Annotated in this window: 11 protein-coding genes and 1 pseudogene; 10 read left to right on the top strand and 2 right to left on the bottom strand. The window is 72.3% G+C overall.

Features of this window, described 5'->3' with window-relative positions:
* The first annotated feature begins 151 nt into the window (after window positions 1-151).
* The 4 genes and pseudogenes from AXA68_RS17615 to AXA68_RS13855 all read left to right on the top strand — a co-directional run bounded on the left by AXA68_RS17615 (window position 152) and on the right by AXA68_RS13855 (window position 4845).
* Window positions 152-2028, top strand: a pseudogene (locus AXA68_RS17615) (CocE/NonD family hydrolase).
* Between the two features lie 4 nt (window positions 2029-2032).
* The gene (locus tag AXA68_RS13865; RefSeq protein ID WP_066417949.1) at window positions 2033-2494 is read left to right on the top strand and encodes a DUF7124 domain-containing protein; all 462 of its coding nucleotides are present in this window, start codon (window positions 2033-2035) and stop codon (window positions 2492-2494) included.
* Window positions 2495-2550: 56 nt separating this feature from the next.
* A complete protein-coding gene (locus AXA68_RS13860) occupies window positions 2551-3645 on the top strand; it encodes a bactofilin family protein (protein WP_066417947.1) in 1095 nt (364 codons plus the stop codon).
* A 105-nt stretch (window positions 3646-3750) separates the two neighbouring features.
* On the top strand, window positions 3751-4845 hold the full coding sequence (locus AXA68_RS13855) for a putative sulfate/molybdate transporter (RefSeq protein ID WP_066417944.1): 1095 nt from the start codon (window positions 3751-3753) through the stop codon (window positions 4843-4845).
* Window positions 4846-4935: 90 nt separating this feature from the next.
* Here AXA68_RS13855 and AXA68_RS13850 read toward each other — a convergent pair whose 3' ends face one another.
* The gene (locus AXA68_RS13850; RefSeq protein WP_066417942.1) at window positions 4936-5895 is read right to left on the bottom strand and encodes a DUF7260 family protein; all 960 of its coding nucleotides are present in this window, start codon (window positions 5893-5895) and stop codon (window positions 4936-4938) included.
* 177 nt (window positions 5896-6072) lie between these two features.
* Here AXA68_RS13850 and AXA68_RS13845 point away from each other — a divergent pair, with 177 nt between their 5' ends.
* Together AXA68_RS13845 and AXA68_RS13840 are read left to right on the top strand one after the other, a co-directional pair.
* Complete coding sequence (locus AXA68_RS13845) at window positions 6073-7083, top strand: VOC family protein (RefSeq protein ID WP_066417940.1); 1011 nt, start codon at window positions 6073-6075, stop codon at window positions 7081-7083.
* 16 nt (window positions 7084-7099) lie between these two features.
* The gene (locus AXA68_RS13840; RefSeq protein ID WP_066417938.1) at window positions 7100-7786 is read left to right on the top strand and encodes an alpha/beta hydrolase; all 687 of its coding nucleotides are present in this window, start codon (window positions 7100-7102) and stop codon (window positions 7784-7786) included.
* On the opposite strand, the gene AXA68_RS13835 is transcribed toward AXA68_RS13840, so the two are convergent.
* A complete protein-coding gene (locus tag AXA68_RS13835) occupies window positions 7776-8618 on the bottom strand; it encodes a translation initiation factor eIF-2B (protein WP_066417936.1) in 843 nt (280 codons plus the stop codon). The genes AXA68_RS13840 and AXA68_RS13835 overlap by 11 nt on opposite strands.
* Before the next feature lie 91 nt (window positions 8619-8709).
* Between AXA68_RS13835 and AXA68_RS13830 the strand changes: the two genes are divergently transcribed.
* The 4 genes from AXA68_RS13830 to AXA68_RS13815 all read left to right on the top strand — a co-directional run bounded on the left by AXA68_RS13830 (window position 8710) and on the right by AXA68_RS13815 (window position 12019).
* A complete protein-coding gene (locus tag AXA68_RS13830) occupies window positions 8710-9948 on the top strand; it encodes an aminotransferase-like domain-containing protein (RefSeq protein WP_066417933.1) in 1239 nt (412 codons plus the stop codon).
* Window positions 9949-10014: 66 nt separating this feature from the next.
* Window positions 10015-10431, top strand: coding sequence for a hypothetical protein (locus tag AXA68_RS13825; protein WP_066417930.1), 417 nt, complete (start codon window positions 10015-10017; stop codon window positions 10429-10431).
* A 104-nt stretch (window positions 10432-10535) separates the two neighbouring features.
* Entirely contained in the window at window positions 10536-11474 is a 939-nt protein-coding gene (gene mch, locus AXA68_RS13820) for a methenyltetrahydromethanopterin cyclohydrolase (protein WP_066417926.1), read from the top strand.
* Complete coding sequence (locus AXA68_RS13815; RefSeq protein ID WP_066417924.1) at window positions 11474-12019, top strand: hypothetical protein; 546 nt, start codon at window positions 11474-11476, stop codon at window positions 12017-12019. Before mch ends, AXA68_RS13815 begins: the two co-directional genes overlap by 1 nt.
* The last annotated feature ends 31 nt before the right edge of the window (window positions 12020-12050 follow it).

Genomic DNA, 12050 nt, shown 5'->3' with positions numbered 1-12050 from the left:
TGGTGGCTCGGTGGAAACCCGTCGTCACAAGGGGCTCGGTGGGGGTAACACGTCGTCACGGCCACCGTGTCGGGTTTGTGGGGAGGACGCCATAAATCTCTCGCGGTCGCGTCGGGGCAAGGTTCAAGATCCTCGTCCGAGAGCGTGACGTATGGTATCACCACCCGAGTACGGAGTCGCGGTGCGTCACGACGTGACGGTGGAGACGCGCGACGGCGTCGCGCTCGCGACCGACGTGTATCGCCCGGCCGACCCGGAGACGGGCGAGCCGATCGACGATCCGAAGCCGGCGCTGCTCGTCCGCACGCCGTACGACAAGCGCGCCCGCGAGCGCGTCGAGCAGGCGGGGAACTGGTACGCCGAGCGCGGCTACGTGGTCGCGCTCCAGGACGTGCGCGGCCGGTACGCGAGCGACGGCGAGTTCTACCTCCTCGTCAACGAGGCCGAGGACGGCGCGGACACGGTCGAGTGGCTGGCCGACCGCCCGTACTGCGACGGCCAGGTCGGGACGATGGGCACCTCCTACATGGCGTGGGTCCAGAACGCGCTGGCGACCCAGCGGCCGCGGGGGCTGGCGGCGATGTTCGTCAACCAGGGCGCGGCGAACGCGTGGAAGGCGACGCTGCGTCACCACGGAGCCCTCGAGTTGCGGTGGCTCACGTGGTCGTTGACGATCGGCGGCGGCTTCGCGAAGCGCGTCCTCGAGGACGAGGACCTCCGCCGGCGGATCGCCGACGTCGACACGCGCGACATGCTCGCGAACGAGCCGGTGTGCCCCGGCCAGTCGCCCCTCTCACACCTCCCGAACTACGAGGAGTACGTCTTCGACTTCGCGCGGACGCCCGGCGACGACGAGTTCTGGGAGGACCCGAGCATCAACTTCGAGGCGCACTACGAGGAGAGCGCCGACGTGCCGACCGTCTACGCCGGCTCGTGGTACGACTCCTACGCGAAGGCGACCTGCGACAACTTCGAGGCGCTCTCGGACCGCAAGGCGAGCGACCACTTCCTCCTCATGGGTGCGTGGACCCACGGCGGCCAGTCGACGTGGACGAAGCCGTACTCGGGCGAGACCGCCTTCGGCGACGCGATGAAACGCGACTACCTCGAGACGAAGCTGCGCTTCTTCGACCGCTACCTCAAGGGGCGGGACACGTGGGACGAGCCCCGAGTTCAGTACTTCCGGATGGGTGCCGGCGACGGCACCGCGACCGGGGACGGGAAGCTCCGCCACGGCGGCGAGTGGAAGGCGGGGAGCGACTGGCCGCTGCCGGACGCCGACGTCACCGCCTACTACGCGCACGGCGACGGCACGCTCGCGACCGACCCGCCCGACGCCGCGGGCGCGTCGACGACCTACGAGTTCGACCCGCGGGACCCGGTGCCGACGCTCGGCGGGAACTGCTCGTCTTACTACACCTTCGAGCCCCGCGAGGAGCGGATCGAGGACCTCCCGCTCGCGGACCGGCCGACGGTGAGCATCACGGGCCGCGGCGGCTACGACCAGCGGACGCGCCCGGAGACGTTCGGGGCCGACCCGCCTACGGCCCGCTGGAGGAGCGGAACGACGTCGTGGTCTTCCGGACGCCGCCGCTCGAGGAGGCCGTCGAGGTCGCGGGGCCGATCCGGGTCCGCCTCCACGCGTCGACCGACGGCCCGGACACCGACTTCACCGCGAAGCTGATCGACGAGTACCCGGCGAGCGAGGCGTTCCCCTCCGGCTTCGCGCTCAACCTCACCGACTCGATCTGCCGGGGACGCTACCGGAACTACCGGAGGGAGCCGGACCTCCTCGAGCCGGGCGAGGTGTACGAGTTCGAGCTGGAGTTATACCCCACCGCGAACGTGTTCGAGCCGGGCCACCGGATCCGGCTCGACGTCTCCTCGTCGAACTACCCGCGGTACGACGTCAACCACAACACGGGCGGCGACCTCTACGGCGACCGCGAGTACCGGACCGCGATGAACACGATCCACCACGGGGCCGAACACCCGACGTGCGTGGAGCTGCCGGTCCGATCCGGATAGGACCGTGACGGTCGTACGCAACGCCGACGACTCGGAGGGCGAGTTGACGCTCGTCTTCACGCTCTCGGCCGCCAGGTCGCTCGCCGACCCCGCCGCCGCGTTCGCGGACGCGCGCCGGTGGAGCGCGCACGTCGGGGTCGTCGCCAACGACGTGGAGGCGGTCCGGGAGTTCCTCGACCGGCACGGTCTCGAGAACGACTACGCGCTCCGCGACTGGGACAAGTGGGGGACGCTTGCCGACATCGGCGAGGCGACGGCGACCCCGCGGCACGTGTTCGTCGGGACCGGCCCGGCGGACCGGCGGCTCGCCGACACCGTCGGCTGGGAGTATCGCACGGTCCGCGAGGCGGCCGAAAAGGCCGAGTGGGCGCTCGGCGAGCCCGGGACCTCGGACGGCGAGAGCGACGCGGGGATCGCCGATCGGCTCCGGCGGAGCGTGACCGACCGGTCCTGGTGGCCGTTCTGATCGCCGACACATATCAGATCGGAAATTATAGTTCATCTCCACGTGACGCGTCGCGTATGGCCCCTCCGTTTCGCCGCTACGGTCGCCGAATCGTCGTCGCCCTCCTGGTCGTCGGGCTCCTGATCCCGCTCGCGACGGGAGGCGCCGTGGCCCAGTCGGTCGCGGGCGCGTCCGGATCGATCGTCGTCGACGAAGGGGAGACGGTCGACGGGATCGAGGGCGTCGCCGGGACGGTCGTCGTCCGCGGGACCGTCGCCGGCGACCTCTCGGGTGCCGCCGGATCGATCCGGATCGCCGAGACCGGCCGCGTCGAGGGGAACGTCGACGCCGCCGCCGGCACGCTGACCGTCGACGGTACGGTCGCGGGCGACGTCCAGGCCGGCGTCGGCTCCTTCGAACTGACCGACAGCGGACGCGTCGACGGGTCGATCGACGTCGGCGCGGGGTCGATCGTCGTCGACGGCGCGGTCGGCGGCGACGTCCGCGCGGCCGGCGACTCGGTCGTCGTCGGGCCGAACGCCGATGTCGGCGGGGAGTTCCGGTACGACGCCGAGGAGTTCACGCGGAGCCCCGACGCGAGCGTCGCGGGCGGCGTCGTCGAGGATATGAGCCTCCGGGGCGACACCGGCGTCGGGTTCGGCATGGACATCGTCCCCTCGTGGTTCGGCACCGCCTACGCCCTCGCGGCCAACCTCGTCCTCGGCGCGGTGCTGCTCCTCGCGTTCCCCCGGTTTTCCCGCGACGTGGCGGCCCGCGTCGAGACCGACCCGCTCGCGAGCGGCGGCGTCGGGCTCCTGGCGCTCGTCGGCGTCCCGCTCGCGCTCCTCCTCGTGACGGTCACGATCGTCGGGATCCCGCTCGCGCTCTTGGGGGTCGCCGCCTACGTCGCCGCGATCTGGATCGGGACCGTGTACGGCCGGTACGCGGTGGGGTCGTGGATCCTGGGACGGCTGGGCGGCGAGAACCGGTGGATCGCGCTCGTCGCCGGGCTCCTCGGGTTCGCGGTTCTCGGAGCGGTCCTCCTCGTCGGCGGAATCGTCGAGCTCCTCGCGCTGCTGGTCGGGCTCGGCGCTCTCGCCTTCGGGCTTCGCGACCGGTATCGGAGCGTAGAGCGGGCGACGGAGGGGACGGATCGGTCACGCTCGGCGTAATCGCGCGAACGACCGAGAAATCACATTCGGTTTCCCTCTGATCGATCGTGACGCGAGACGGTTACCGACAAGCCTCAAGTCTGTATACCGGTTCAGTCGGTATGAATGGGGTATTTCGGCGACGGGGCGACCCGATCGCGGCTCGAATTTGGTCGCGGGGAGCTCACCGGCGCGATAGGGGATTCGGTTACGGTGATCCCGTTGATCGTCGCGATGGCGCTGTTGACGGACGTGTCGCTCCCGCACGTGCTCGTCGGCTTCGGCGTCTTCCAGGTCGTCTGGGGGGTCGCCTACGGCCTCCCGGTCTCGGTGGAACCGATGAAGGCGCTCGCGGCGCTCGCGATCGCCGGCGCGCTCACCTACGCCGAGCTGGCGCTCGCCGGGCTCGCGCTGGCCGTCGTCCTGCTCGCGATCGGGCTCTCGGGGACGCTCGCGGCCGTGGAGCGCTGGATCGGCGACCCGGTCATCCGCGGGATCCAGTTCGCCGTCGGGCTGATCCTCCTCGAGACGGGCGTCCGGATCGGGCTCGAGGACCCGCTTTTCGGGGCCGCGGGGCTCGCGATCGCGGGGCTCGCCGTCGCCGCCGGCCGCCGCGAATCCGGCGGACTCGCCGTCGTCGCGGCCTGCGTCGCGATCGCGGCGTGGACCGCCGGCGTGCCGACCCCGACGCTCCCCGGCGCGCCCCCGGTTCCGGACCTCGCGTCCGCGGTCGGTTGGAACGCGGCGGAGGGCGCGTTCGCGCAGCTGGCGATGACGGTCGGCAACGCCGCGCTCGCGACCTCGCTGCTCTTCGCAGACCGGTTCGACGCCGAGGTGTCCGCGGACGACCTCTCGACGAGCATGGGCCTGACGAACCTGCTCGCCGTCCCGATGGGCGCGATCCCGATGTGTCACGGGTGTGACGGCGTCGCGGGCAAACACGCCTTCGGCGCGCGGACAGGGGGCGCGAACGTCCTGATCGGCGTCGGCTACCTCGGGGCCGCGCTCGTCGCCACGCCGGCGCTGCTCGCGGCGTTCCCGATCTCGATGGTCGGCGCGGTGCTCGCGGTCGTCGCCGTCTCGCTCGGTCGCGCCGTCGAGGAGTCCTCGAACCTCCCGCTCTCGGTCGGCATCGGCGCCCTCGCGCTGGTCACGAACCTCGGCGTCGCCTTCCTCCTCGGGGTCGCCGCCGACCTCGCGTGGGCGCGGCTGGGGCGGTGAGCGGGTGCGATCCGCGGATCGCCGGCCTCCCCGTTCCCGTCGACCGCGGCGGTCCCCCGACCGCGTCCGCCACGTCGCCCGGCCGGCCGATCAGACGCCGTCCGCGATCCGGCGCGCGACGCGGTCGCGGTCCTCCCGGATCCGGTCGACGAGCGTCGCGATCGACGCCAACACCGGATGGTCGGGACCGTCCATCGGCACGTAGAGGTACTCGTAGAACCCGGTCTCGACGCCGCCGGCGACCTGCTCCGGCGACATCGGCGGGTTCCGCAGCGTCGACTGTCGGTCGGCGGCGGCGGCGTCACACTCCGACTCGAGGTCGTCGAGCCGTTCCCAGACATCGATCGCGGCGTCGGCTCGCCTCCCATGCGGGATCCCGTCGAGGTGCTGGTTCAGCCGGACGCGACGACGGTCGATCCGCTCCGCGGTCGCACCGGCGTCGTCGAGCGCGTCGAGTTCGACGTCGATGGCGTCCGCGAGCGACCGCCTCGCGGCCGCCGCCCGCCGGCTCCGGTCGACGAGCGCCGACTGTAACCCCGGCGAGAGCGTCCCGTTCGACGCCAGCGACACGGCCGTGTCGGGCCCCAACTCGGCCGCGAGGCTCTCGCCGACGCTCTCGTCGTACTCCTCGGTGTAGTGGGGCAGCGACATCACGGTGTCCCGGTAGGTGTCGAGGACGCGCCTGAGGCGGACGTCGCCGACCGCACCGCCGCCCCCCGGACGCGCGCCGACCAGCCGGCTGGCGGCGGCCGCGGACGGCTGCGTCGCCTCCGCGGGACACGGGTCGAGCGCCGCGATCCGGTCGGCGAACTCCTCGAAGGCGTCGTGTTCGTCCGTGACGCGGCGGCGCTCGCGACGACAGACCGTCTCCGCGTCGCGGACGTACGCGAACGCGACGAGCGCGAGCAGGCCCGCGATCGCGACGGCGGTGACGACGCCGGGCTCGGTCGCCGCCGCCGACAGCTCACACGAGAGGCTCGTACACTCGGGTTCCAGGGCGGGCTCGCTCGGGATCCGGAAGGCGACGTCGCCGCCCCGATTCACGCTCATAATTTCGTTAACACATCGCACATTCAAAACCGTTTTGGCAGGTGTCACGCCGCGAACATCGGACCTCCGGCGGGGTCGAACCGTCCGCGCCTTCACACGGCCGCGGCGTGTGAGCGACGGCGACACCGGTGAACGGCGGGCGACACCGATTTGATCCCCCGCGCCGAACCGTCGAGCGTGACAACCCAGACGCCCGGCGTCCACCACGTGACGGGGATCGTCGGCGACGCCCAGGCCAGCGTCGACTTCTACGCGGGGACGCTCGGACTCCGGCTGCTCCGGACGACGGTGAACTACGAGGACCGCCTCCAACACCACCTCTACTTCGGGACCGGCGACGGCCGTCCCGGCTCGGTCCTCACGGTCTTTCCCGACCCGGCGGGCGCGCCGGGGCGACCCGGCAAGCCGGGATACGAGTCGGTCTCGCTCGCCGTCCCGCCCGGCTCGCTCGACTACTGGCGCGACCGCCTGGCGGAGCGCGGGGTCGACGCGGACCGGCTCCGCCCCGGCGAGCGCTTCGGCGACCGCGGACTCCGTCTCTCCGACCCCGCGGGGACCGCGGTCGAACTCGTCGCGACCGACGACCCCTCCGCGCCGTGGGGCGAGGGCGACGACCCCTCCGACCCGTGGACCGGGGGACCGGTCCCCGAGCGGGCCGCGATCCGGGGGCTGTACGGCGCGACGGCGACGCCGACGGACCCGTACGGTGCCGCGAGCGTCCTCGAGACGCTCGGCTTCGAGTACGAGGCTGAGACGGGAGACGAAGCCGCCGCGGGCGACCGGATCCGGTACCGCGCCCCGGGCGAGCGGGCGACCGCCGTCGACCTCCTCGTCCGGGACGCGCCCTACCTCCGCGAGGGTCCCGGAACGCTCCACCACGTCGCGGTGCGGATGCCGGACCGCGAGGCGCTCCTCGACTGGCACGACCTGTTCCGCGAGCGCGGATACGAGGTCTCCCGCGTGAAGGATCGGCACTTCTTCCACTCGCTGTACGTCCGCGGGCCCGGCGGGCTCCTCGTGGAGCTCGCGACGGAGGCCCCGACCCCGGACGGCCCGCGGGGACCGGGCCTCGCCGACCCCGACGCGGCCGGCCACGCGACCGACCTCTACCTCCCGGACCGGTTCGCTGACGACCGGGACCTGATCGAGGGGCAGCTGCCGCGGATCGAGCCGCCGAGTCGCCGATGACCCGAGGGTCGTCGGCATGACCCGGACGCTCCCCGACGTGGAGGGCCCGCACGCCGACGCCCGGCTCGTCGTCGGGGGCGCGCCGGCCGCGGCCGCCGAGGTCGCGGTCGTCCTCCTCCACGGGCGCGGCGGGACCGCGGAGGGGATCGTCCGGCTGGCGGACGGGTTCTACCGGCCGGGCGTGACGCTTCTCGCCCCCGCGGCACGGCGGTCGACCTGGTTCCCGGCGGGCCACGACGCGCCGCTCGCGGCCAACGAGCCCGCGCTCTCCTCGGCGGTCGACTGCGTCGCCGGCGCGGTCGCGGCCGCGGGCGACGTCGGGGTCCCTCCGGAGCGGACGCTCCTCGTCGGGGTCTCACAGGGCGGCTGCGTCCTCGCGGAGTTCCTGTGTCGTCGCCCGCGGCGGTTCGGCGGGGCGGTCGTCGCCTCGGCGGCGCTGCCGGGCGAGGACCTCGAGACGCGGCGGGTCGCGGGCGTCGACGGCGAGAGCGACGCCGCCACCCCGCTCGCCGAAACGCCGGTGTCGCTCGACTCGAGCGAGGCGGACCCGCACGTCCCGGCCGATCGAGTGCGCGAGACGGGCCGGCTCCTCGAGGCGGGCGGCGCGGCCGTCGACGTCCGGATCGACCCCGGGTCGGGTCACGGGCTCTCGGACGCGACGATCGGGCGGATCCGCGACCGGATCGACGCGCTCACTCCCTGACGCCGTCGTCGGTGATCACGGTGTCGATCATCCCGACCGGAGTCGCGTCGTAGCTCGGGTTCTCGATCTCGACGTCCTCGACCGGCTCGCGCATCACCTCCACGGCGTCGCGGAACTCGTTCTCGAACCGGAACTCCTCGATGGTCTTCGCGCCGGAACCGACCGCGGTGACGGGGACGCCGAGCTCGCGGGCGGTCACGACGAGCGGGAAGGTGCCGACGCGGTTGTAGTAGGTGCCGCCGGTGATACACGTGATACCGAGCAGCACGCGGTCGCAGTCGCGGAGGGCGTACCCCATCGCGCCGTCGACGACCATGTGGGCGTCGACGCGGTCCATCCCGGCGAGCGCGCGCGCCGTCTTCCGGCCGAGCGTCCGCGGGCGAGCCTCGGTCACGTACACCGTCAGGTGCGCGCCGTCGCTCGCGGCGGTCTCGATGGACTCGAGGACGGTCGTGGAGTAGTCGTGGACGAGAAGCGTGTCGCCGTCGACGATCCGCTCCGCCGCGTTGGCCGCGGCGGCCGCCTTCGAGGTCTCGACGTCCTCGACGACGCGGTCGATCACGTCCTCTAAGAGCTGTTTCGCGCCCTCGACCGTGGTCGGCTCGCCGACGATCGACCGCTCGACCTCGCGCATCGCGTTGTGGAGCGCGGCGTGGGAGGGGTTCGACCGGCGCAACACGCCCGCGTTGTGCTCGAGGTCGCGCTCGAACTCGTCGACGGTGACGTACTCGCGGTCGAGCAGCTCCGCGAGCGACTCGGTCGCCTTCACGGCCACCGCGGAGGTGCTGTGGGTCCGCATCGCCCGGATCTCGGCAACCGTCTCGTCGATCATGTCCTGAGAGTCGACGCCGCGGTTAAAAGGGATTGCGGGGTTTCGTTCCCCGCCAGCAGGCTTATATCGGTGAGTGAACGTGTGATCTATCATGAGCGAGAGCGACGGATCCGACGGGTACGAGCGACTCTTCGCCGATCCCGTCCGAGAGACGATGGACGGTGCCACCTACGGAACGTGGCGGGCGATCACGGCCCCGAACGCGGTGTCGCTCGCGTTCGGGTTCCCGTACCCCGACGCGCTGCCGAACGAGAAGGTCAACGAGGCGGTCGACGCCCTCCTCGAGATCGACCACGAGGACGCGCTCCAGTACGCCGGCGGCGACTACGCCGACGCGATCACGGAGACGGTGGTCGAGCGGACCCGCGCCCGCGGGATCGAGTGTACCGAGGCGGAGGTCCACGTGACGAACGGCGCGACGCACGCGCTCGACACGGTGGCACAGACGTTTCTCGACCCCGACGACACCATCGCCGTCGAGGCCCCGACCTACATGGGCGCGCTGCGGCTGTTCCGCAACTACGGCGTCGACGTCGAGGGCTACGCCATGGACGAGGAGGGCCTCGACGTCGACGCGTTCGCCGACGACCTCGCGGCCCGCGAGGAGGCGGGCGACCCGCTGCCGAAGTTCCTGTACACGGTCCCCGACTTCCAGAACCCGACCGGCGTGACGCTGTCGGCGGACCGCCGGGAACGACTCCTCGAGCTGGCGGAGACGTACGACTTCCTGATCGTCGAGGACGACCCGTACGGCCAGCTCCGGTACGACGGCACGACGCCGGAGCCGCTCAAGTCGCTCGACACGAACGGCCGCGTGGTCCGGGTCGACACCTTCTCGAAGACGATCGCGCCCGGCATCCGAACGGGCTGGGTCGTCGCGGACGAGGCGATCGTCCGGGAGCTCGACCGGATCAACGCGGGCGGCGAGAACGTGTTCACGCTCGGGCTCATCGCCCGCTACTGCGAGGCGACCGACTTCGAGGCGGACCTCGAGGACCTGCGCGCGGGCTACCGGGAGCGCCGCGACCACATGCTCGACGCGCTCTCCTCGCGGATGCCGGCGGGCGTGGAGTGGAGCGAACCGGAGGGCGGCTTCTTCCTCTGGGTCGAGTTCCCCGAGGGGATCGACGCCGAGGAGCTGCTCGAGACCGCGGCCGAGGAGGGCGTGACGTACCTCCCCGGCTCGTACTTCTTCCACGACGACCGGGGGAGCCGGTACGCGCGGCTCTCGTTCAGCTACGTCACCCCCGAGGAGATCGACGAGGGGATCGCGGCGCTCGCGCGGGCGACGCGCGCCGAGTTGCCGACGGTCGAGGCGTCCGACGACTGAGGCCGCGGTCGCGTCCGCCCTCCTCCTCGCCGACGAGCGTATGGTCGTCGCACCCGTATCGAACCCATGGGCTACCCCGTCACGTACCACTGCCCGCGCTGTGAGACGATCGTCGAGATCGAACGCGAGGGCTACCTCGCGGACAAGGCGGTGCGGCCGTACCCCTTCGAGGGGTGGACGTACGCCGATCCCGACGAGCCGTTCGAGGGCGACGCTGCCGACGGCGTCCGGTTCGTCTGCGGCGAGAGCGACGGGGTCGTCTGGGACCCGCACGGGGACGGGACCGATCCCGCGAGCGATGACGGCGACGACGACTCGTCGCCGCCAGTAGCCGGCTGCGGGGAGCCGTTCTACCTCTCGTTCGTCCGCTACGAGGAGGGCGAAGAGATCGACCCGCGCGCCGAAAGCGAGTTCGTGACGATCGATCCGAGCCGGCGACCGTCCGGACCGGCGGGACCGGGCGGTCCGGGGGGATTCCGGTGACGGAGTGTGGCGGGGTCTGGGCGATCCCGCCGCGGTGACGTTTTCGCCCCGTTCTCGCGGCCGCGACCGGCAAGCCCCTTAGGTGGGGACGCGAAAGGGGGCGTATGGAGAGCATCAACCGGACCGCGATCGAGCTCGTCGACGAGGCGCTCGACTTCGCGGGCGAGCTCGACGTGGCGGGGTACGAGTTGGAGAACGGGGCGACGGTCGTCGACTTCGGCGTCGACGCCAACGGCGGCGTCGAGGCCGGCCTGCTTCTGGCCGAGATCCAGACCGCCGGCCTGGCGAGCGTGAATACCCGGATGGGCGAGGTCGCCGGCGCGCCCCGCGGATACGTCGAGCTGTCGACTGACCACCCCGCGGTCGCGCTGTTGTGCTCGCAGAAGGCGGGCTGGGAGCTGGCGTTCGAGAGCGGCTTCGAGGGGCTCGGCTCCGGCCCCGCTCGCGCGCTCGTGGGCCAGGAGACGGAGTTCGAGCGCGTCGGCTACTACGACTCCTCGGAGTTCGCCACCCTCGCGGTCGAGTCGACGACGCTCCCCGACGAGGAGGTCGCCGAGCACGTCGCCGACCTCGCCGAGGTCGACCCGGAGGGCGTCTTCCTCCCGACGTACGCCACCGGATCGACGGCCGGCTCGGTCTCGACCGCGGCGCGCGCGGCCGAGCTCGCCGTCTTCCGGCTGCTCGAGATCGGCTACGAGCCGACGGACGTGCTCCACGCCTCCGGAACCGCGCCGATCGCGCCCGTCACCCGCGACGAGGACCGCGCGATGGGGCGGACGAACGACGCGTTGGCGTACGGCGGGGAGGTCCACCTCCAGGTCGCGCGCGACGACGACCGGTTCGGCGAGATCGTCTCCACCGTGCGCGACGACTACGGCACGCCCTTCCTCGAGGTGTTCGAGGAGGCCGACTGGGACTTCTACGAGGTTCCGGAGAGCGTGTTCGCCCCCGCGCAGGTGACCGTCGACGTGGTCGACGGCCCCGTCTACACGGTCGGCGAGACGGACGAGGCGCTGCTCGCGGAGTCGTTCGGCTACCGCTGATGCGTATCAAGCCGGTCCCCGAGCCGCCCGCGGACCTCGCGGAACTCGCCGCGTTCCAGCGGGCGGTCCCGCTCGTTCCGGGCAGCACGGACGACTGCTGTGCGCGCCTGCGCGACCGCCGCGACCTCCCGAACCGCCAGCGCGCGAACGACTGGCTCGCGTTCCTCCGGACGCTCGGACTCGCTCGCGAGACGCCGCGGGGGTTCGTCCGCGCCGACGCGGAGCCGACGCCGGAGTCGGTTCGGAGCGGGCTCCGCGAGGGCGTGCTGTTCGTCCCCGAGGCGCTCTCGCTGTTGCGCGCGGCGACGCCGGCGGAGCCGGTGACCGCGGAGACGCTCTTTTCGGCGACCCGCGGGTCGGTCCCGCGTCACGACCGCGCGCGCGACGCGGAGTGGGAGCGGTCCTGGCGCGACCGCGCCGACCGGCTCCTCCGCTGGCTCGCGCTCGTCGATCTCGCTGCCCCGATCGACCGCGCCGACGGCGAGTCCGCGGGCGAGGGTCGCGAACGGGGATACGTCGCCGGCGACGCCCTCTCGGACGCGTAACAAACCTTTTGCCCGGAGCCGGAGACGGTCC

Source organism: Halorubrum aethiopicum (assembly GCF_001542905.1).
In the GTDB taxonomy this organism is placed as follows: domain Archaea; phylum Halobacteriota; class Halobacteria; order Halobacteriales; family Haloferacaceae; genus Halorubrum; species Halorubrum aethiopicum.
The sequence above is the reverse complement of the archived record's forward strand: the minus strand, read 5'-3'. Positions and strand labels throughout refer to the sequence as shown.

Coding starts and splice junctions, on each gene's coding strand:
- AXA68_RS13825 (WP_066417930.1), top strand. CDS start 10,015: ATGGGCTACCCCGTCACGTACCACTGCCCGCGCTGTGAGACGATCGTC.
- AXA68_RS13850 (WP_066417942.1), bottom strand. CDS start 5,895: ATGAGCGTGAATCGGGGCGGCGACGTCGCCTTCCGGATCCCGAGCGAG.
- AXA68_RS13835 (WP_066417936.1), bottom strand. CDS start 8,618: ATGATCGACGAGACGGTTGCCGAGATCCGGGCGATGCGGACCCACAGC.
- AXA68_RS13855 (WP_066417944.1), top strand. CDS start 3,751: ATGGGGTATTTCGGCGACGGGGCGACCCGATCGCGGCTCGAATTTGGT.
- AXA68_RS13840 (WP_066417938.1), top strand. CDS start 7,100: ATGACCCGGACGCTCCCCGACGTGGAGGGCCCGCACGCCGACGCCCGG.
- AXA68_RS13830 (WP_066417933.1), top strand. CDS start 8,710: ATGAGCGAGAGCGACGGATCCGACGGGTACGAGCGACTCTTCGCCGAT.
- AXA68_RS13860 (WP_066417947.1), top strand. CDS start 2,551: ATGGCCCCTCCGTTTCGCCGCTACGGTCGCCGAATCGTCGTCGCCCTC.
- mch (WP_066417926.1), top strand. CDS start 10,536: ATGGAGAGCATCAACCGGACCGCGATCGAGCTCGTCGACGAGGCGCTC.
- AXA68_RS13815 (WP_066417924.1), top strand. CDS start 11,474: ATGCGTATCAAGCCGGTCCCCGAGCCGCCCGCGGACCTCGCGGAACTC.